Annotated in this window: 14 protein-coding genes; 6 read left to right on the forward strand and 8 right to left on the reverse strand. The window is 59.2% G+C overall.

What is annotated here, in order from left to right; translation table 11 throughout:
- Positions 1-32 precede the first annotated feature (32 nt).
- From ACA051_RS23835 to treP, 3 genes are all read right to left on the reverse strand, one after another.
- Positions 33-1,256 (reverse strand): maltoporin, encoded by a 1,224-nt coding sequence (locus ACA051_RS23835; protein WP_497305208.1) that lies wholly within the window; start codon positions 1,254-1,256, stop codon positions 33-35.
- Positions 1,257-1,361: 105 nt separating this feature from the next.
- Entirely contained in the window at positions 1,362-3,008 is a 1,647-nt protein-coding gene (gene treC, locus ACA051_RS23840; protein ID WP_497372173.1) for an alpha,alpha-phosphotrehalase, read from the reverse strand.
- A 119-nt stretch (positions 3,009-3,127) separates the two neighbouring features.
- Entirely contained in the window at positions 3,128-4,570 is a 1,443-nt protein-coding gene (gene treP, locus ACA051_RS23845) for a PTS system trehalose-specific EIIBC component (RefSeq protein WP_497305211.1), read from the reverse strand.
- Positions 4,571-4,806: 236 nt separating this feature from the next.
- Between treP and treR the strand changes: the two genes are divergently transcribed.
- Entirely contained in the window at positions 4,807-5,511 is a 705-nt protein-coding gene (gene treR / locus ACA051_RS23850; protein ID WP_497372175.1) for a trehalose operon repressor, read from the forward strand.
- A 99-nt stretch (positions 5,512-5,610) separates the two neighbouring features.
- Positions 5,611-8,670: a membrane-targeted effector domain-containing toxin gene (locus ACA051_RS23855; RefSeq protein ID WP_497372177.1), complete on the forward strand. Its 3,060-nt coding sequence runs from the start codon at positions 5,611-5,613 to the stop codon at positions 8,668-8,670.
- Positions 8,671-8,742: 72 nt separating this feature from the next.
- Here ACA051_RS23855 and guaA read toward each other — a convergent pair whose 3' ends face one another.
- The 4 genes from guaA to ACA051_RS23875 form a co-directional block, all read right to left on the reverse strand.
- Positions 8,743-10,320 carry a glutamine-hydrolyzing GMP synthase gene (guaA, locus tag ACA051_RS23860; protein ID WP_046054681.1) on the reverse strand — a complete coding sequence of 526 codons (1,578 nt, stop codon included), beginning with the start codon at positions 10,318-10,320 and terminating at the stop codon, positions 8,743-8,745.
- Positions 10,321-10,417: 97 nt separating this feature from the next.
- Positions 10,418-11,887, reverse strand: coding sequence for an IMP dehydrogenase (gene guaB, locus ACA051_RS23865; protein ID WP_150633824.1), 1,470 nt, complete (start codon positions 11,885-11,887; stop codon positions 10,418-10,420).
- Between the two features lie 117 nt (positions 11,888-12,004).
- Complete coding sequence (locus ACA051_RS23870; RefSeq protein ID WP_462046887.1) at positions 12,005-12,553, reverse strand: sugar ABC transporter ATPase; 549 nt, start codon at positions 12,551-12,553, stop codon at positions 12,005-12,007.
- A 171-nt stretch (positions 12,554-12,724) separates the two neighbouring features.
- Positions 12,725-13,492, reverse strand: coding sequence for a sulfite exporter TauE/SafE family protein (locus ACA051_RS23875; protein WP_497305214.1), 768 nt, complete (start codon positions 13,490-13,492; stop codon positions 12,725-12,727).
- Positions 13,493-13,592: 100 nt separating this feature from the next.
- On the opposite strand from ACA051_RS23875, the gene ACA051_RS23880 reads away from it, so the two are divergent.
- From ACA051_RS23880 to ACA051_RS23890, 3 genes are all read left to right on the forward strand, one after another.
- A complete protein-coding gene (locus ACA051_RS23880; protein WP_497305216.1) occupies positions 13,593-14,543 on the forward strand; it encodes a LysR family transcriptional regulator in 951 nt (316 codons plus the stop codon).
- An 86-nt stretch (positions 14,544-14,629) separates the two neighbouring features.
- Positions 14,630-16,009 (forward strand): exodeoxyribonuclease VII large subunit, encoded by a 1,380-nt coding sequence (xseA, locus tag ACA051_RS23885; RefSeq protein ID WP_497305218.1) that lies wholly within the window; start codon positions 14,630-14,632, stop codon positions 16,007-16,009.
- Positions 16,010-16,012: 3 nt separating this feature from the next.
- Positions 16,013-16,834 carry a peptidoglycan DD-metalloendopeptidase family protein gene (locus ACA051_RS23890; protein ID WP_497372179.1) on the forward strand — a complete coding sequence of 274 codons (822 nt, stop codon included), beginning with the start codon at positions 16,013-16,015 and terminating at the stop codon, positions 16,832-16,834.
- Between the two features lie 52 nt (positions 16,835-16,886).
- On the opposite strand, the gene ACA051_RS23895 is transcribed toward ACA051_RS23890, so the two are convergent.
- Entirely contained in the window at positions 16,887-17,243 is a 357-nt protein-coding gene (locus ACA051_RS23895) for a hypothetical protein (RefSeq protein ID WP_497305221.1), read from the reverse strand.
- Positions 17,244-17,640: 397 nt separating this feature from the next.
- Between ACA051_RS23895 and leuA the strand changes: the two genes are divergently transcribed.
- Positions 17,641-19,320 (forward strand): 2-isopropylmalate synthase, encoded by a 1,680-nt coding sequence (gene leuA, locus ACA051_RS23900; RefSeq protein WP_497305223.1) that lies wholly within the window; start codon positions 17,641-17,643, stop codon positions 19,318-19,320.
- The last annotated feature ends 77 nt before the right edge of the window (positions 19,321-19,397 follow it).

A 19,397-nucleotide genomic window follows, 5' to 3' on the forward strand; every position in this document is an offset into this window, starting at 1 on the left:
GCCGATGGAGCGCGAGGCTCCGACAGCATCGCTTATTTCCACCAATACTCGACCTGCAATCCGACATTCGCACCGTGCCTTGCCGTGCCGAAGGCGCCGGTATCGGACAACGCCGAACCCGCCGCCAGCTCATTGGCCGCCCGCTTTGCCGCTTCGTTCCAGCTGGCATAGGTGTAATACAGACGCACCTCGGGCCGTGCCCAGAATTCCGGGCCTTTGGGCGACCATGTCGGGGCGAAGGTGAACTTGCTCAGCTTGCGCGTGCCGCCCGAGGCTTCGACCTGATCGTGCCCCAGTTCGGTCACCAATTTGAACTGCTCGGTGAGCGCGTAAGTCGGGCGAATCCCCAAGGAAATCCAGTTCTGATCAGCCCCGTCCGGGCGAATGTCTTTCTGGTAAACCGCCTCGACTTGCCCGCCAAACCGTGGCGTCACTTGCCAGTCGAAGAACTCCACCACCCGGTAGCTTTTGTTGCTGTCGTCCAGCTTTACGTTACCGGTATACCCCAATCCAGTGCCCGGGCCTTCGCCGTACTGGAAGGCCAGTTTGTTCTTGCCACCCAGAAAACCTTTTTGCACATGCTGTGCGGTGATTGCCCAGCCCCGGTGTGCGTCGCGGCTGTCGGGTTTGTCGATGTAGCTCAGCCCGAGTTCCAGCTCACCACCGGGGTTGGTGTGGAAACCGGCGACGTTGAAATCGTGACGGTTGATGTAGTCCTTCTGATACAGGTTGTCTTTGCGCGAAAAAGCATAGCTGTACTTCAAATCGCCAATCAGCACGTCCTCGATACCACCGCCCGTGGCGCTCTGGTTCCAGTAGTAGAAGTCGGAGATGTGGATGTCGTTCCGCTTGTAGTAACGCCGACCGGCCCACAGCGAGCCGCCGTTGAGATTGGGCATGTTCGACCACTGCGCGTACATCTGCGGCATGCGCACCGAGCCATTATCGCCGTTGAACGTCAGGTCCTTGTCGTACTGGTTATACAGCGACGCCATGCCGTCGACACTCAGCACCGAACCGTCGTCCAGGGTGTAGAGGTCCTGGCGCAGTTCGAGTTCGGCGTACTGCTCGCATTCGTTGCCCAAGCGGTATTTGGTCTGCGCTCCGGGCAGTTGAAAACACTGCTGCTTACCACTGTTGACCGATGTCCCGACGCCGCTACGCAGGTAACCGCCGAACTCCAGGGCCTGCGCCGACAAAGGCAACGCCAGGCATACGCTCGCGGCGGCAAGGCTGCGATTTAGTGTTGTTTTCAAGAACCACCCCATTATTTTTATTGTGTCGTTCCACAAAATCGGCGCGCAAAACTCCCCCGCGCAGCGTTCTGCGTGTTGTTTAACGTCGGTGTTTTTAGTGGTCGGTCAGTCGGTCAGGTGCAAAACGAACGACTCATAGGGCCTTAAAGAAATCTGCCGGTTTGGCGGCGGACAGTCCGGGTAATTGCTGATGACCAAACGTTGAGTCACTGCTGCGCTGAACACGTCATCGGGCAGTTCGATGTCGCACGGCGTGCCATAGAAGTTGTTCAGTACCAGCAAACGTTCGCCATGACCTTCACGCACATACGCCCAGATTTGCGGGTGCTCCGGCAGCAGTTGCCGATAGACGCCATCGGACATCAGCGCTTCGCTGCGACGCAGGGCAATCAACTGACGGTAGTGATGCAGCACTGAGTCCGGGTCGTCGAGCTGGGTGGCTACGTTGATCTGCGCCGCGTTCGCCGGCACGCCAATCCAGGGTTCTGCGGCGCTGAACCCTGCATTCGGCTCGGCGTTCCAGTGCATCGGTGTACGGCCGTTGTCCCGGGATTTCTGCATGATTGCTGCCATGTTGTCGGCATCGGTCGCACCGGCTTCACGCTTGAGGCGGAAGATGTTCAGCGTTTCGACATCGCGGTACTGATCGATGTGATCAAACCCCGGATTGGTCATGCCCAGCTCTTCGCCCTGATACACAAACGGTGTGCCCTGAAGGAAGTGCAGCGCGGTACCAAGCATCTTCGCCGACACCACGCGATGCTCACCGTCATGGCCAAAACGCGAGACCACTCGCGGTTGGTCGTGGTTACACCAGAACAGTGCGTTCCAGCCACCGCCAGCCTGCATGCCGGTCTGCCAGTCCGAGAGGATGCGCTTGAGTTCCAGGAAGTCGAAGTCGGCACGAATCCACTTCTGCAGGTTCGGGTAATCGACCTTCAGGTGATGGAAGTTGAAGGTCATCGACAGTTCTTTCGATTCCGGTTTCGAGTAGCGAATGCAATGTTCCAGGCTGGTGGAGGACATCTCGCCGACGTTGATCAGGTCGTGACCTTCGAAGACTTCGCGGTGCATTTGCTGCAAGTACTCATGCACGTTCGGGCCGTCGGTGTAGAAGCGTCGACCGTCGGTATTGTCTTCAGGGAAGTCCGCCGGTTTGGAGATCAGGTTGATCACATCCAGACGGAAACCACCCACGCCTTTATCGCGCCAGAAACGCATCATTTTGAAGACTTCGGCGCGCACCTTCGGGTTGTCCCAATTCAGGTCGGCCTGGGTGTGATCAAACAGGTGCAGGAAGTACTGACCGGTCTGCGCCTCGTATTCCCAGGCGGAACCACCGAACTTGGATTCCCAGTTGTTCGGCTGATCGCGCCAGATATAGAAGTCGCGGTACGGGTTGTCGAGGCTGCTGCGGGCCTGCTGGAACCAGCTGTGTTCGATCGAGGTGTGGTTGACCACGATATCGAGCATCAGCTTGATCCCGCGCTTGCCCGCCTCGGCAATCAGCAACTCGCAATCGGCCATGGTCCCGTAGCTCGGGTCGATGGCGTAGTAATCGCTGATGTCATAACCGTTGTCGCGCTGGGGCGAACGCAGGAACGGCGTGATCCACAGGCAATCGACACCCAGCCATTGCAGGTAATCGAGCTTGGCCACGACACCCAGCAAATCACCCGTGGGATTGCCGGCGTGGCTGTGAAAACTCTTCGGGTAGATCTGGTAGATCACCGAACGTTGCCAGTCTTGCATGGCGCTATTCCTTCCATTAATTGATGCGGTGACCGTTATGGCCCCTTCGCGGGCAAGCCTCGCTCCTACATTGGAATGCGTAACCTGTAGGAGCGAGGCTTGCCCGCGAATGCGATCTATCAAGCGACCCGATACCCCGGCCGGACAATCTTCATGCTCAACCCGCAGGTCAGAACAAACGGCACGACCATGGCAATGACCATCCCGATCACGAACACCGGGATGAACTGCGGAATGATCGAGATGAAACCGGGCAAGCCACCGACACCGATGGCTGAGGCCTGGACCTTGTTCAGCGACAGGAAGATGCAACCCAGGGCAGAGCCACACAGGGCCGCATAGAACGGAAACTTGTAGCGCAGGTTGACCCCGAACATGGCCGGCTCGGTGATGCCGAAATAGGCGGAAATCGCCGAGGTCGAGGCCATGCTTTTGTCTCGCACATTGCGGGTCATGTAGAACACCGCCAGTGCCGCGCTGCCCTGGGCGAGGTTGGACATGACGATCATCGGCCAGATGAACGTGCCGCCCTGGGTGGAAATCAGCTGCAAGTCGACCGCGAGGAACATGTGGTGCATGCCGGTGATCACCAGCGGCGCGTAGAGCAGCCCGAAAATCGCCCCGCCTACCATCGGCGCGAGGTCAAACAGCATGACCACGCCTTCGGTGATGAGAATCCCCAGATGCCGGGTCACCGGGCCGATCACGGCCAACGCCAACACGCCAGTGACAACGATGGTGGTAATCGGCACCACCAGCAACTGCACGGCGTTCGGCACCCGCGCCCGCAGCCACTTCTCGATGACGCTCATCACATAGGCCGCCAGCAGGATCGGCAGGATTTGTCCCTGGTAACCCACCTTCTCGATCTGGAACAGCCCGAGAATGTCGAAGTACGGCAGGCTCTGACCGTCCAGCCCGGCAACCGCTTTGCCGTAGTTCCAGGCGTTGAGCAGGTCCGGGTGAACCAGCATCAGGCCGAGCACGATGCCGAGGATTTCGCTGCCACCGAACCGCTTGGCCGCCGACCAGCCCACCAGCGCCGGGAGAAACACGAAAGACGTGTTGGCCATCAGGTTGATCAGGCTCCAGAGCCCGTCGAGTTTCGGGTAGGCGTCCAGCAGGGTCTGGCCTTCGATGAACATGCCTTTCGCACCGATCAGGTTGTTGATGCCCATCAACAACCCCGCAATGATCAACGCCGGCAGGATCGGCATGAACACGTCGGAAAACACCCGCACCAGACGCTGCATGGCGTTTATCTTGTCGGCACTTTTTTGTTTAACGTCGGCGATGGTTGAAGCGGCGAGACCCGTTTGACGGCGCAGTTCGGCGTACACCTTTTCAACCTCGCCGGGGCCGATGACCACCTGGAACAGGCCACCGGTGAAGAATGAGCCTTTCACAAGATCAACCTGATTCAGCGTGGCGCTGTCGACCAGGCTTGGGTCCTTGAGGGCCAGGCGCAGGCGTGTGACGCAGTGCGCAGCCTGCTCGAGATTATCGCTGCCACCGAGGCTTTGCAGCAGCTCGCTGGCGATGTTCGGATAGTCGTGGCTCATGCTTTTCTTCCGCTGTAGTTTTTTGTTTTTGGCAGCACGCCGAAGCGAAAAGTACTCGTCTGTACGAGTTAAAGCAACAACTCGTACAGACGAGTTTGATTTTGTTTATTCCGAACTGTGTAGTTGGCGATTTTTCCTACCTCACGAAACGATGAAACCCAAAGCCGCATGGACAAACCCCTACCCTGCCCTTAAGGTTCGAAACCTTGAGTACCTCGCGGCACAGAGCCATCCCCATGAGTAAATACAACCAGATCTACAGCGATCTGCTTGCCAGCATCACGACCGAACGTCTGGAACGCGGCGCACGGTTGCCTTCCGAAACCGAATTGATGGACAGCTATCAGGCCAGCCGCGGCACCGTGCGCAGGGCCATCGAGCAATTGCAGGAGCGCGGATTCGCCCAGAAAGTCCACGGTAAAGGCACTTTCGTGCTCTCCACCAACCCGATCGAATTCCAGTTGGGCGGCATCGTCAGCTTCCAGGAGACCTATCCGCGCCTGGGTAACGATGTCAGCACTGAGGTGGTCGAATTCACACAAATCCCCCTCGCGGGCCATTTGCTCGAGCACATCAAGGCTGAAGAAGGCAGCCTGATCACGCGGATCAAGCGCGTGCGGCGGATCGACGGCAAACGCGTGATCCTCGACATCAACCATTTCGTCAGCGACGTGATTCCCGGTTTGTCCCGCGACATCGCCGAGCAGTCGATCTACGCCTTCATCGAACAGACCCTGCAACTGCAAATCGCCTACGCCCAGCGCACCATCGAAGCGGTCCCCCGCAGCAAGGACGACCAACATCACCTGGACCTCGACGGCCAGAGCCATGTGATCGTGGTCAGCAACCAGACTTTCCTGCAGGACGGTCGGCAGTTCGAGTACACCGAATCAAGGCATACCCTCGACAAGTTCTACTTTTCGGATGTGGCACGGCGCTGACCCTACACGGTCACGAAAGGCATGTGGGCATAACTATGTAGTGCACTTGCCTTGAGCAAACAGGTCATCCTCATGGCCCATTTCTCAAGGAGCGAGAGCATGCCTGTTGATCAGAGTACCGAAGCGTTACCCAATGCTGCCGACAAGGAGCAGCTGAAAACGATTGCCCCCGTCGTTGTGACAGCCTGCCCGGGCTTGAAGGAAGAAGCCCACGCGGTCGCCAGCGAAATCCTGCAAAAACACGGTATCACCGGCATGGACCCGGATCAGGTCTGGTGGCACCGGTTCGATAACGTCTCGGCCAGCAGTACCAAGGCCTTTCTGAGTTGGGAGCACGCCCCCAAACCCTGTGAATCATTGACCCTGACGCAACTGGTCATCCAGGGATACCGCGTCACCGACCAAGACGACGCCCTCGAACTGAACAGTAACGGCGGGTTTTACACGGCAGATGCAAGCGCCAGCATCTTCAATGAAACCAACGAAGTGCGGATGTACCCCAGCAAGGTCCTCACGGACCTGTGGGACATGAACCTCAGTGAACGCTACCTGAATAAACTGAACACGTTCTGGGCAACTCATTTCGATGACTTCCGGACCCTGGCCAAATCCAACTACCTCAGCAAAGCCGTCGAGGCGCGGCAAAACGGTCAACTGGAAGAGGCGGATTTCCAGACGGTCGTAAGGGCCGTCGCCGGTGGCGCGGCCTGGCCAATCTCCCTGGCGACGCTGCGGGCCCAAACCACTTCGCCTGAGGATCTTCGTGTCTGCGCGCTGGATGTTGCAGGGCATGTCGCCACCGATATTCTGCGCATCGTTGACCGCAACGGTCGGCAGATCACTTACGTTCCCGGCGCCGCAAAGGCCTTCCACGTGCATCCGACACTGACGGACATGCACTGGTGGATGTTGCTGCAAATGAATGAAGAGCAGCCACGCACCGAGTTCATGACTCATTTCCCGCTGTCGGTACGCAAGGAAGTCCACGACAACATCACCCCGCTGATGAACCAGCTGGTCGGCACCTGGGGAAAATACGACCACCACTTGATCAACCAGAAAAACATCACAATCAGCGGCGATGCCTTCACCTGGCAAAGCCGGGCGGTCCAGAGCACGATGCTGGAAGAGGCGGATCTGACGCTGGTGACCCACGGAGAAATGCGCAAACAACTTTGGCTGGGTTACCTGTCTGCCGGCCTGCATGTTTTTGGCCCCTTGGCGGTTCTGGGTTGGCCAATCGCGTTGCCGGTGATCGGCGCCAGCATCGCCGCGATGGGCTTGAACATCGACAAGGCGGTCAATGGCAAAACGGCGGCGCAGCGCAAGGCCGGCGTCATCGGTGCGGTGCTCGATGGCATCAATGCCCTGTTCAATATTCCGCTGCTCAAGGAGGTCAACGTATTGGATGAAGCCGGGGCCGCCGCTGAGGCGGCTGACGCAGCCGAGATGGCGGATTTGTACAAGACGATCGATCCGGAAGAAACCGTCGCCACGCAAGACCTTCAGGCGTCCGCAGAATCAGAGGAAGGCCCCCTGCAACCGGGTGTGTTGCCTACCCTGCCAGATGAAACCGCGGAAGCTTTTGAAGTGCCAGAGCACTGGCAATGCAATGAAATCCTCGAAAACTACCCTGTGGCCACGAACGGAAAATTTTGGGGTATCTACTCGCTGGACTCAAACCCTTCCACCGCCATCATGATGAACGATCAGGCTTACTACGTTCGCTACGAAGCCGACCTCAATGGTAGCGGTACGTGGGCGATCATTGACCCGGCCAACCCGCATGCCTCCACGGGATCAATTCCTGTGCGCCTGAATGGCGAGGGCGAATGGGAGCTGGCGCCGAAAGCCGGATTGAAAGGCGGCGGGAAAGGCCTCAGCAAGCCCGCTCCCGCTCCCGGTCCTTCCAGGCCGACGACTCATGCCCGGCCAAGGTCTGATTTTTTCAGGCATTTGACGAGATACGACGCCCCGAATGGACGTTCGCTGAACTTTCTGGCCCTGGGAAAGCCCGAAACCCATATAAAAGTCGTCGCCACGCCCGGCAGGGGCATCACAGGGATCACCCCCTATGAAGAGTATGTCGCCGGGCGTCGAGCGGTCCTGATCAGGGATGCAATCGGATTCCAGATCCCGAAGGACTTTTTTGCCTCGTTGCCCGCTCGGCCGGTTCAGCCCGTCATCACACCCTCCACCACCGTTACAGAACTCATCGAGGACATATTCAACTCGGCGCCCGGCCTTGTAGTCGGTGAAAGTCAGGATCGCATTGCCAGCATGCGGTTCCTGATCGAAAACATGCCGACGCTGGCGAAACAAGGCGTCAAGACGATCTACATGCATCGCCTGCTCAACGACTTCAATCAAGTCGACCTGAACGACTTCGCCGAAACCGGCGACATGCATGGCATGCTGGAGAAGTACCTGCAAAAACTGCCAGGCGATCCTGCGGGACAGTTCACCCCCCTTGAAGTCGTCAAGACGGCCCAACAGAACGGCATTCGAATCCAGGCCACCGATTGCCTGGCCAGCTATCGCTACACAGACCCGAACTTCCGCGCCATCTCACGGCAATCTGTCAGGACCTACTTCACCCATACCATCATGCAGGCCTCTCAAGCCCGCAATGGCGGCGGCAAATGGGTGGTGCTCACCGACCAGGAGAGTACAAACACGTTCAGGGGAATGGCCGGCATCAGCGAAACCGAGGGAGGTATCGGTCTACGCATCGAAGAAGTGGGCCCTGAACAGAGTCTGCACCTCGACATCGACCATGGCATCGAAGTCGGCCGTGAAGTTACAGAGGCCGCGCCCCAGATGAGTGGCAATGTCGACATCCTGTATGCCGACATCAGCCTGCAGATGCCGACTCAGGTCATTCAGCGATCGCCCGAGCAAATCAATCAGCTGCTGTTCCGCCAAGGCATGTTCACCATTGAAAATTCGGAGGACACGTTGACGCTGATTCATCGCAGCCGGACCAACCAGATTGTGCGAACGATGATTGAGCGAACGATGGATGGCGGCTTTCTGATTAACCGTCCTGCCTGGACTGCCGTGCATCAGATCAACTACGCGAATCTGATCAACCTTGTCCACGCACTCAACCGCATGGGCCTGACCCTTGAAGGGCGCCTGCCCGCTGCAGTGGCCTGATCGCAAAAAGGCCCCGTGAACTTGCGCTCACGGGGCCTTTCAGGTGTTACGGACGATCAGTTGAAACCGGGATCATTCCCACTCAATCGTCGCTGGCGGCTTGCTCGACACGTCGTAGGTGACGCGGGAGATGCCTTCGATTTCGTTGATGATCCGGCCGCTGACGGTTTCCAGCAGTTCGTAAGGCAGGTGTGCCCAACGCGCGGTCATGAAGTCGATGGTTTCCACCGCACGCAGGGCCACGACCCAAGCGTAACGACGACCATCGCCCACAACGCCAACCGATTTCACTGGCTGGAACACCACGAAGGCCTGGCTGACTTTGTGGTACCAGTCGGCTTTGCGCAGTTCTTCGATGAAGATGTGGTCGGCGCGACGCAGCAGGTCGGCGTATTCCTTCTTCACTTCACCGAGGATGCGCACGCCCAGGCCCGGGCCCGGGAACGGGTGACGGTAGACCATGTCGTACGGCAGGCCGAGTTCCAGGCCCAGACGACGGACTTCGTCCTTGAACAGCTCGCGCAGGGGTTCAACCAGCTTGAGGTTCATTTCTTCCGGCAGGCCACCCACGTTGTGGTGCGACTTGATCACGTGAGCCTTGCCGCTTTTGGCGCCAGCCGACTCGATCACGTCCGGGTAGATGGTGCCTTGGGCGAGGTACTTGATGTTGTCCAGTTTGTTGGACTGGGCATCGAAGACGTCGATGAAGGTACGGCCGATGATCTTGCGTTTTTTCTCTGGGTCGGACTCGCCGGCCAGGTTGTTCAGGAACTGGTCTTCAGCGTTGGCGCGGATCACCTTGACGCCCATGTTCTCGGCGAACATGGCCATCACTTGCTCGCCTTCGTGCAGACGCAGCAGACCGTTGTCGACGAAGACGCAAGTCAGCTGGTCGCCGATGGCTTTGTGCAGGAGCGCGGCAACCACCGAGGAGTCAACGCCGCCGGACAGGCCGAGCAGTACGTTATCGGTGCCGACCTGGGCGCGAATGTTGGCGATGGCGTCTTCAGCAATCTTCGACGGCGTCCACAACGCTTCGCAGCCGCAGATGTCGAGGATGAAGCGCGACAGGATGCGACCGCCCTGCTTGGTGTGGGTCACTTCCGGGTGGAATTGCACGCCGTAGTAGCCGCGAGCATCGTCGAACATGCCGGCAATCGGGCAGCTCGGGGTGCTGGCCAGGATGTGGAATTCCTGTGGCATCTTGGTGACTTTGTCACCGTGGCTCATCCACACGTCGAGGCCGAACAGGCCGTCAGCGTCAATGTGGTCTTCGATGCCGTCGAGCAGGCGGCTTTTGCCGACCACGTCAACGCGGGCATAACCGAACTCACGCAGCTCGGAACCTTCGACCTTGCCACCCAGCTGTTCAGCCATGGTCTGCATGCCGTAGCAGATACCGAAGACCGGTACGCCCAGGTCGAACACCGCTTGCGGGCAGCGAGGGCTGTTGGCTTCGTGCACGGACTCGGGGCCGCCGGCGAGAATGACGCCTTTTGGAGCGAATTCGCGAATCGCGTCTTCATCCATATCGAACGGATGCAGTTCGCAATACACGCCGATTTCACGCACGCGGCGGGCAATCAGCTGGGTGTACTGGGAACCGAAATCGAGGATCAGGATGCGGTGAGCGTGAATGTCGAGGGCCATGATTCAGTCTCGTCTAGTAATTCAGAAACAGTCGTGATTCAGAAACAACTCGGGGCTGAATAAAACAGCCCCGGTTACTTAACGTTTGCTTGAAGCCTCAACCTACGCGGTAGTTTGGCGCTTCTTTGGTGATCTGTACGTCGTGAACGTGGGACTCGGCCATGCCGGCGCCGGTGATCCGCACGAACTCAGGCTTGGTGCGCATTTCTTCGATGTCGGCGCTGCCGGTGTAGCCCATCGAGGAACGCAGGCCGCCCATCAGTTGATGGATGATGGCGCTCAGGCTGCCCTTGTACGGAACACGCCCTTCGATGCCTTCCGGAACCAGCTTCTCGGCACCCGCGGACGAGTCCTGGAAGTAACGGTCGGAGGAACCCTGGGCCTGGGACATGGCGCCCAGCGAACCCATGCCGCGGTAAGCCTTGTACGAACGACCCTGGAACAGTTCTATCTCGCCCGGCGCTTCTTCAGTACCGGCGAACATCGAGCCCATCATCACGCAGGAAGCACCGGCAACGATGGCCTTGGACAGGTCACCGGAGAAACGGATGCCGCCGTCGGCGATCAACGGAACGCCAGTGCCTTCAAGGGCAGCGGCGACGTTGGCGATGGCACTGATTTGCGGGACGCCGACACCGGCGACGATACGGGTGGTGCAGATCGAACCAGGGCCGATACCGACCTTGACCGCATCAGCGCCTGCTTCGGCCAGGGCCTTGGCGGCAGCGCCGGTGGCGATGTTGCCGCCGATGACCTGCACTTCAGGGAAATTCTGTTTGACCCAGCGAACGCGGTCGATCACGCCTTTGGAGTGACCGTGTGCGGTGTCGACCACCACCACGTCAACGCCAGCATTGACCAGGGCGGCGACGCGGTCACCGGTGTCTTTACCAGTACCGACGGCAGCGCCAACGCGCAGACGACCTTGATCGTCCTTGCTGGCCAGCGGGTAAGCCTTGGCTTTTTCGATGTCGTTGACGGTCATCATGCCTTTGAGGGCAAATTTGTCGTCGACGATCAGCACGCGTTCGATGCGGTGTTTGTGCAACAGCTCGCGAACGTCGTTCTTGTCGGCGCCTTCCTTGACCGTGACCAGGCGCTCTTTCGGCGTCATCACTTCGCGGACAGTGGCTTCCAGACGATTTTCGAAACGCACGTCACGGGAAGTGACGATGCCGACCAGGTCGCCATTGTGCAAAACCGGAACGCCGGAGATGTTGTGCATGCGGGTCAGTTCGAACAGTTCACGAACCGTGGCTTCAGCCTCGATGGTGATCGGGTCCTTGACCACGCCGGCTTCGTAACGCTTGACCTTGCGAACTTCGGCAGCTTGCTGCTCGATGGTCATGTTCTTGTGGATGATGCCGATGCCACCTTCCTGAGCCATGGCGATTGCCAGACGGGCTTCAGTGACGGTGTCCATGGCGGCAGAAACCAGGGGAATATTCAGCTCGATGCCACGGGTTAGGCGGGTCTTGAGACTGACTTCGTTAGGAAGCACCTCGGAATAACCAGGCACTAGGAGAATGTCGTCGAATGTCAGAGCTTCTTGGCTGATACGCAGCATCGCGGGGGCTCCCGAGCGGGAAAATGGAAGCGCGCCATTATAGTCAGACACCCCCTCGGGTTCAATGTAAAACTCTGTCTATTATTAGCATTACTGATATACGGGGATTGTCGCTTCCTACAACTCGACTTTCACCCAACTGACGGGCTGATCCAGCCAATCGGCAAACTCATCGATAAAGCTCTGCTTGAACCCGGCCTCGGCCCAGTTGTTGAAAATGAACCCCAGGTTGGAAAAACCGCATTCCTGCAGGAAAAGAAACCCGTTGATGTCGTCTTCATGCCCGCATTCCGGGCAAGTGAAGTTATCGGTGCGACCCGGCATCCACTCTTCCAGGCTTTCGAACAGTGCTTCGCCGACTTCCTTGCGACACTCGGCGCAGCCCGCCTCCTCGAGAAACCCCTTGGCCGGCGTATAAATGCAGCGCTTGGTGATGATCTCCAGGCCATTGATCGGCTCGCCGAACGGCAGCGCTTCGGGATGCAACACCACGGCGCGGGCACCGTCGCCAATAGCGTGAGCCATGCGATTACCGGTGCGGCCGCAAGTGGTCAGCTCTTCCTTGATGATGTTCTTGCGCACCAGCCAGCGCACAACCGCCCGGGCCCGGGGTTCGTGCACCGGTAGCGTGGAGATTTTCGGGACGATGATGCTTTGCGAATTCATGGTGCAAGCCTACTGCGTCAATTGGATGTTTCTGCGGTGTTCTTACTGACGCCTTGGCGGGCAAGCCTCGCTCCTACAGGAAAAGTTGCGAACGACATAAATCCTGTAGGAGCGAGGCTTGCCCGCGAAGGCGTCGGAACGGCCCGCAGCTTAATCCCTGACGAAATCCGGTCAAGTGCTCAAATAACGCCCGATCAAGGCAATCCCGCTCGCCAGCACCAACCAGGTCACCAGCCGCACGAACGCCTCGCGGGACAATTTCATGGTCAACCACCGGCCGATCCACAGCCCCAATGCCATGGCCGGCAACAAACACACGGCCAATATCAATAAGGGTAGCTCGGCATAGACACCCGCGACGGCAAACAGGCTCAAACGCACCACGGTGCTGCAACTGATCAGCGCACTCTGGGTCGCCCGGGCCGTCTCTTTGGGCAGGCGACTGTTCAAGTAGATCGCATATAAAAAGCCGCCACTGCCAAACAACGCTCCGAACAGCCCGCCCACCGTGCCCATCGGCACGGCCCAACCGGCGGACAATTGCGTAGGGCGGGTTTTGACCCACAGGCTGTAAATCGCGTAGGCGCTGATGAACAGCCCCATCAACAGCAACAACACATCGGATTTAAGGTTCAGCAGAAAGATCACCCCCAACGTGCAGCCCACGGCCATGCAGGGCAGCAGACGCAGCAGCTCGGGTTTTGCCACATCCCGCCGCGACGGCAGCAGATTGCCAAAGGCTGCGACGAAATCCAGCAGCACCAGCAACGGCACGATCTTCGACAGCGGCATGAACAGAATCAGAATCGGCCCCGCCACCAACGCGGTGCCAAATCCGGCGATACCAAACACGATATAGGCCAGCGCGATGCCCAATCCGATCACCAGCCAATCCGTGGCGCCGAATGGCCATTGGGTCAACAACTCAAGCACATTCATCTGCACGGCTCCCTTGAATACCTGTGACGACTTTAGCCAGCGCCGAGTCTTGCGACTAATATCTTCAAAGCCACCCACCCATCTCAAAAAGGCATGTCTGGTGCTTTCAACCCGCCAATTGCGTTACTTCGTGGAAATCGCCGACTGCGGGAGTTTCAGCGCCGCGGCCGAACGACTGTTCATTGCTCAGTCGGCCCTGAGCCGGCAAATCAAGGACATGGAAACCCGGTTGCAAACGTTATTGTTCGAACGCACCGCACGCCAGCCCCGACTGACAGCGGCCGGTGAAGCCTTCTTGCCCCGGGCCAGAAACCTGCTGAACGAACTGGCCAAGGCCAGCGACATGGCCACTCAGGTCGGCAATGGAGAGCTCGGCACCTTGCGCCTCAGCCATTCCAGCACCGTGCCCATGAGCGGACGCCTGCTGCGAGGCATCAGCGACTATCTGGACCAACATGTCGGTGTGTCCATGGAAATCTCCAAGCTGTCTTCCGAAGCGCAACTTGAAGCGCTGGCTGACAATCGGCTGGACGTCGGACTGCTGCGTTTGCCGGTGCTGCGCCAGCGTGAAGGCGTGCAGATTGTTCCTTTATATAGCGAGCGTTTGTTGCTGGCGGTGCCGCCGAATCATCGACTGGCTGTGGATAACTCAGGGCAAGGCATCGATCTGGCGCAGTTAAAGGATGAAGCGTTTATCTCTATTCCTCATCCGCAGCGTGGCGGGTTGAGTTACCTGTCCGCCGAGTTGTGCATGCGCCAAGGATTTTTCCCGAAAGCGGCGCGGGTGGTGTCGCGCAAAACCACGCAACTTCAACTGATTCAGGCCGGGTTCGGCATTGCTCTGCTACCGGAATCGATGCAGGACATCGCGCCGCCCGACATCCACTTTCTGCCCCTGGCCGACCCGGATTGCCACAGCACCGTCGCCCTGGCCTGCCGGCAGAATCCCACGACGCTGGTCCAACACTTCATCAAAACCAGCACAGATCCCTGTGGGAGCGGGCTTGCTCGCGAAGGCGGTGTGTCAGTCGACATCAATGTTGAATGTTAATCCGCCTTCGCGAGCAAGCCCGCTCCCACTAGGGATTTGCGTTGGCTGATGGAGATTCGCATGCGAATGCCTTTAAACTGCGCCCCATGATTAAAGATCCCTTTGCAAGACTCGGTCTGGACCGTGAAGTCCTGACTGTCAGCCAGCTCAACGGCCGCGCGCGGGTGTTGCTCGAAGACGTGTTCAGCAACATCTGGGTCGAAGGCGAAATCTCCAACCTCGCCCGACCGGCGTCCGGCCATGTGTATTTCACCCTCAAGGACAGCGGCGCCCAGGTGCGTTGCGCGCTGTTTCGGCAGAACGCGGCGCGGGTTCGCCAAGCGCTGAAGGACGGCTTGGCGGTCAAGGTGCGCGGCAAGGTTTCGCTGTTCGAGGGACGTGGCGACTATCAGCTGATTCTCGACACCGTGGAGCCGGCCGGTGACGGTGCGCTGCGTCTGGCTTTCGATGCACTGAAGGAAAAACTCAGCGCCGAAGGCCTGTTCAGCGCCGAGCGCAAAGTGCCGTTGCCGGCGCATCCGCAGCGTATCGGCATTATCAGTTCGCCGACTGGCGCGGTGATTCGCGACATCATCAGTGTCTTTCGCCGCCGCGCACCGCAGGTCCAGCTGACGCTGATCCCGACCGCCGTACAGGGCCGCGAGGCGACCGAGCAGATCGTCCGCGCGCTGAAACTGGCGGACGGTCGCGGTTTCGATGCGCTGATCCTCGCCCGTGGCGGCGGCTCGCTGGAAGACCTCTGGTGTTTCAACGAAGAAGCCGTAGCCCGCGCCGTGGATGCCTGCGTGACACCGATTGTCAGCGCCGTCGGCCATGAAACCGACGTCTCGATCAGTGACTTCGTCGCCGACGTCCGCGCCCCGACGCCCTCCGCCGCCGCTGAATTGCTCGCACCGGATTCCAGCGACCTGGTGCGCCGGGTCGAAAGCCTGCACCGGCGCCTGGTGATGCGCATCCGCGACCGCTTGATGCGCGACCGGCTGCGCCTGGAAGGCATGTCCCGTCGCCTGCGCCACCCCGGCGAACGTCTGCGGCAGCAAGCGCAACGCCTGGACGACCTGGACATGCGCATGCGCCGCGCTTTCGAACGCAGCCTCAACACCCGCCGCGAACGACTGATCCGCCTGGAAACCCGCCTCGCCGGGCAACATCCGGGACGGCAACTGGCAATGCTCCGTCAGCGCCTGGACAGCTTCGCCGAGCGCCTGCCGCGGGCCATGCGCGAAGGGCTCAAATCCCGTCGCCTGCAACTGCAAAGTCAGGTGCAGACGCTGCAAGTGGTCAGCCCGCTGGCAACCCTCGCCCGTGGCTACAGCATTCTGCTGGATGAGCGCGGCAACGCGATCCGCAGCGCCGAGCAAACCCACACCGGTCAGCGCCTGAAAGCCAAACTGGGCGACGGCGAGCTGCACGTTCGGGTCGAAGACAATCACCTGACGCCTGTCACCCTTTCTTTACTGGATTGATCCATGCCGCGTTTTTTAGCTCCGCTGTTGTTGCTGTGCCTGACCTTCAACGCCCACGCCGACAGTTACATCGCCCGCCTGCTGAACAAACCGGTGCCGGGTGGCGTTGCCGTCGTAGATCTGGGGGCTTCGGCCCAGGCGCCAAAAGCCAGTTACCAAGGCAAGCCGGTGCTGGTGGTCAAGGAACAGAGCAACTGGCTGGCGATTGTCGGCGTGCCATTGACCGTCAAGCCGGGCGCCCAGTCGATCAGCAGCGGCGGTCGTAATTTGAATTTCACGGTCGGCAACAAGAAATACCCGGAACAGCGCATCACCTTGAAAAACACCCAACAGGTCAATCCAGACCCGGACAATCTCAAGCGCATCGAGCGCGAACTGGCCGAGCAAATCGCCGCCTACCGCACGTTCAGTCCGAACACCCCGAGCAACCTGCTGCTGGACAAACCGGTCAACGGGCCGCTGTCGAGCAAGTTCGGTGTGCGCCGGTTCTTTAATGGCGAAGAGCGCAACCCCCACTCAGGCCTGGATTTCGCCGTGGGCGCCGGCACACCGATCAAGACCCCGGCGGCGGGCAAGGTGATCCTGATCGGCAACTACTTCTTCAATGGCAATACGGTGTTTGTCGATCATGGGCAGGGCTTTATCAGCATGTTCTGCCATATGTCGAAGATTGATGTGAAGGTCGGGCAGCAACTGGCTCGCGGCGGTGTGGTCGGGAAAGTCGGCGCCACCGGGCGGGCGACCGGGCCGCATATGCACTGGAACGTCAGCCTGAATGATGCGCGGGTGGATCCGGCGATTTTTATCGGTGCTTTCCAACCCTGAATCTTCTTTGAGGCGACTGGCCTGCTCGCGAAGAGGCCATTACTGCCGCCGCTTATTCAGCATCCAGGTCCTCAATCCCATGGACCTCCCGGTCCGCCAGACAATGGTTGATCCATGTTTGAGTGTCTTGCGAGAAGCCAGCCAATTCTTCAGCCGTGATCAACTCGCGGGCGCACAATCCCAGTAAGTGAGATTGGGCCTCATGGCGTGAAAACCGGAAAACGCCAAACGCCCAATACAGCTCCTTTTGCCCGGCCTTCAGCAGTTCTTCGCTGGCTTCGATCCGATCATAAGGCGCTTGGCTTCTGTCCAGAACCGTACGCTCGACCTCCTCCATGATCCGAACACACATCCGTTCATGCGCCTTCGGGCGCAACGCACTATAAAGCTTCCAATCCGACTCGTTCATGGCTGACTCCTGCGTGCCGGTCGACCTGTTGAGGCTTTAAGAATAGCTGCGCTGATACGGCCCATCAGCTAAAGTCTTCGATTGCGCATCGCTGGAACCTAGGGCAAGCATCCAGACAAACACCGTCATTTAGAACAATAAAATCGCGACAATTTCGCTTTTTCGGGTATTCCTCTCAATTTTTTTCGACTGCTTGCCATCCTCAACCACGGCGGTTAGGGTTGAAGGCATGAAAACCTCTCACACCCTCATTCAGCTTCGCCAGCACCGCAGCCTGTGCCTCGTCAGTGCACGACTGCCAGGCTGAATCGCGGTGCCTCGCCCCACGCTTTTCCCCAAGAACATTTGATCCACCGGCAGGCCGCCTTTTTTCGGCCCACACAATAAGGATTTCCCGATGAGCATGCTCAAAGACCCGTCTTCGAAATACCGCGCGTTCCCGACCATCGATATCCCGGACCGCACCTGGCCATCGAAGACCATCACCGCAGCGCCGATCTGGTGCAGCTCCGACCTTCGTGACGGCAACCAGTCGCTGATCGAGCCAATGGACGCGGTCAAGAAACTGCGTTTCTGGAAGACCCTGGTGCAGGTCGGTGTGAAAGAGATCGAAGCGTCGTTCCCGGCCGCTTCGCAGACCGACTTCGACTTCGTGCGCACCCTGATCGAAGGCAACCACATCCCGGACGACACCACCATTCAGGTGTTGACCCAGGGCCGTGAAGACTTGATCGAGCGAACCTTCGAATCCCTGCGCGGGGCGAAGAAAGCCATCGTTCACTTGTACAACGCGACCTCCCCGTCCTTCCGCCGCATTGTCTTCAACCAGGACAAGGAAGGGGTCAAGGCCATCGCCGTGAACGCGGCCAAGCTGTTCGTAAAATACGCCGCCCAGCAGCCGAACACCCAGTGGACCTTCGAATACTCGCCGGAAACCTTCAGCGCGACCGAACTGGAATTCGCCAAGGAAGTCTGCGACGCGGTCATTGAAGTCTGGAACCCGACGCCTGAGCACAAGGTGATTCTCAACCTGCCAGCCACCGTCGAATGCGCGACCCCGAACATCTATGCCGACCAGATCGAATGGTTCGGCCGTCACATCAACCGTCGTGACAGCGTGATCATCAGCCTGCACACCCACAACGACCGAGGCACGGGCGTTGCGGCCACCGAACTGGGCCTGATGGCCGGCGCCGACCGTGTCGAAGGCTGCCTGTTCGGCAACGGCGAGCGTACCGGTAACGTCGATCTCGTGACCGTGGCGTTGAACCTCTACACCCAGGGCATTCACCCTGAGCTGGACTTCTCCGACATCGACGGCGTGCGCAAGGTCGTTGAAGAGTGCAACCAGATCCAGGTGCATCCGCGTCACCCGTACGTCGGCGACCTGGTTCACACCGCGTTCTCCGGCTCCCACCAGGATGCGATCCGCAAGGGCTTCGCCCAGCAAAAACCGGACGCCCTGTGGGAAGTGCCGTACTTGCCGATCGACCCGGCCGACATCGGCCGCAGCTACGAGGCGGTGATCCGCGTCAACAGCCAATCGGGCAAGGGTGGTATCGCCTACTTGCTGGAACAGGAATACGGCATCAGCTTGCCGCGTCGCATGCAGATCGAGTTCAGCCAGGTTGTACAGCGTGAAACCGATCGCCTCGGTCTGGAGATGACCGCCCAACAGATCCACGCCTTGCTGCACAGCGAGTATTTGCAGGCCAACACCCCGTATGCGCTGGTCAGCCATCGCCTGCAGGAAGAAAACGGTCACAGTGCCGTGGAAGTGGAAGTCTCGGGCAAAGGCCAGGGCGAAACCAACCTGCACTGGCGCGGCAAGGGCAACGGCGCGCTGGAAGCCCTGGTGGCCGGCCTGCCGATTCCGGTGGAAATCATGGACTACAACGAACACGCGATCGGCGCGGGCACCAATGCCAAGGCGGCGGCCTACATTGAACTGCGTGTGAACGGTGAGCGTGCGGTGCATGGTGTCGGTATCGATGAAAACATCACTACCGCGAGCTTCAAGGCCCTGTTCAGCGCGCTGAACCGCTCCCTGAGCCAGCCGGAAGCAAAAGCGGCGTAAGTCTGCGATGCAATGCAAAAGGCCCCGGGGTGAGAACCTCGGGGCCTTTTGTTTGCCTGGCATTTTTATGGTGCCTG

Source organism: Pseudomonas sp. LBUM1669, from assembly GCF_059695705.1.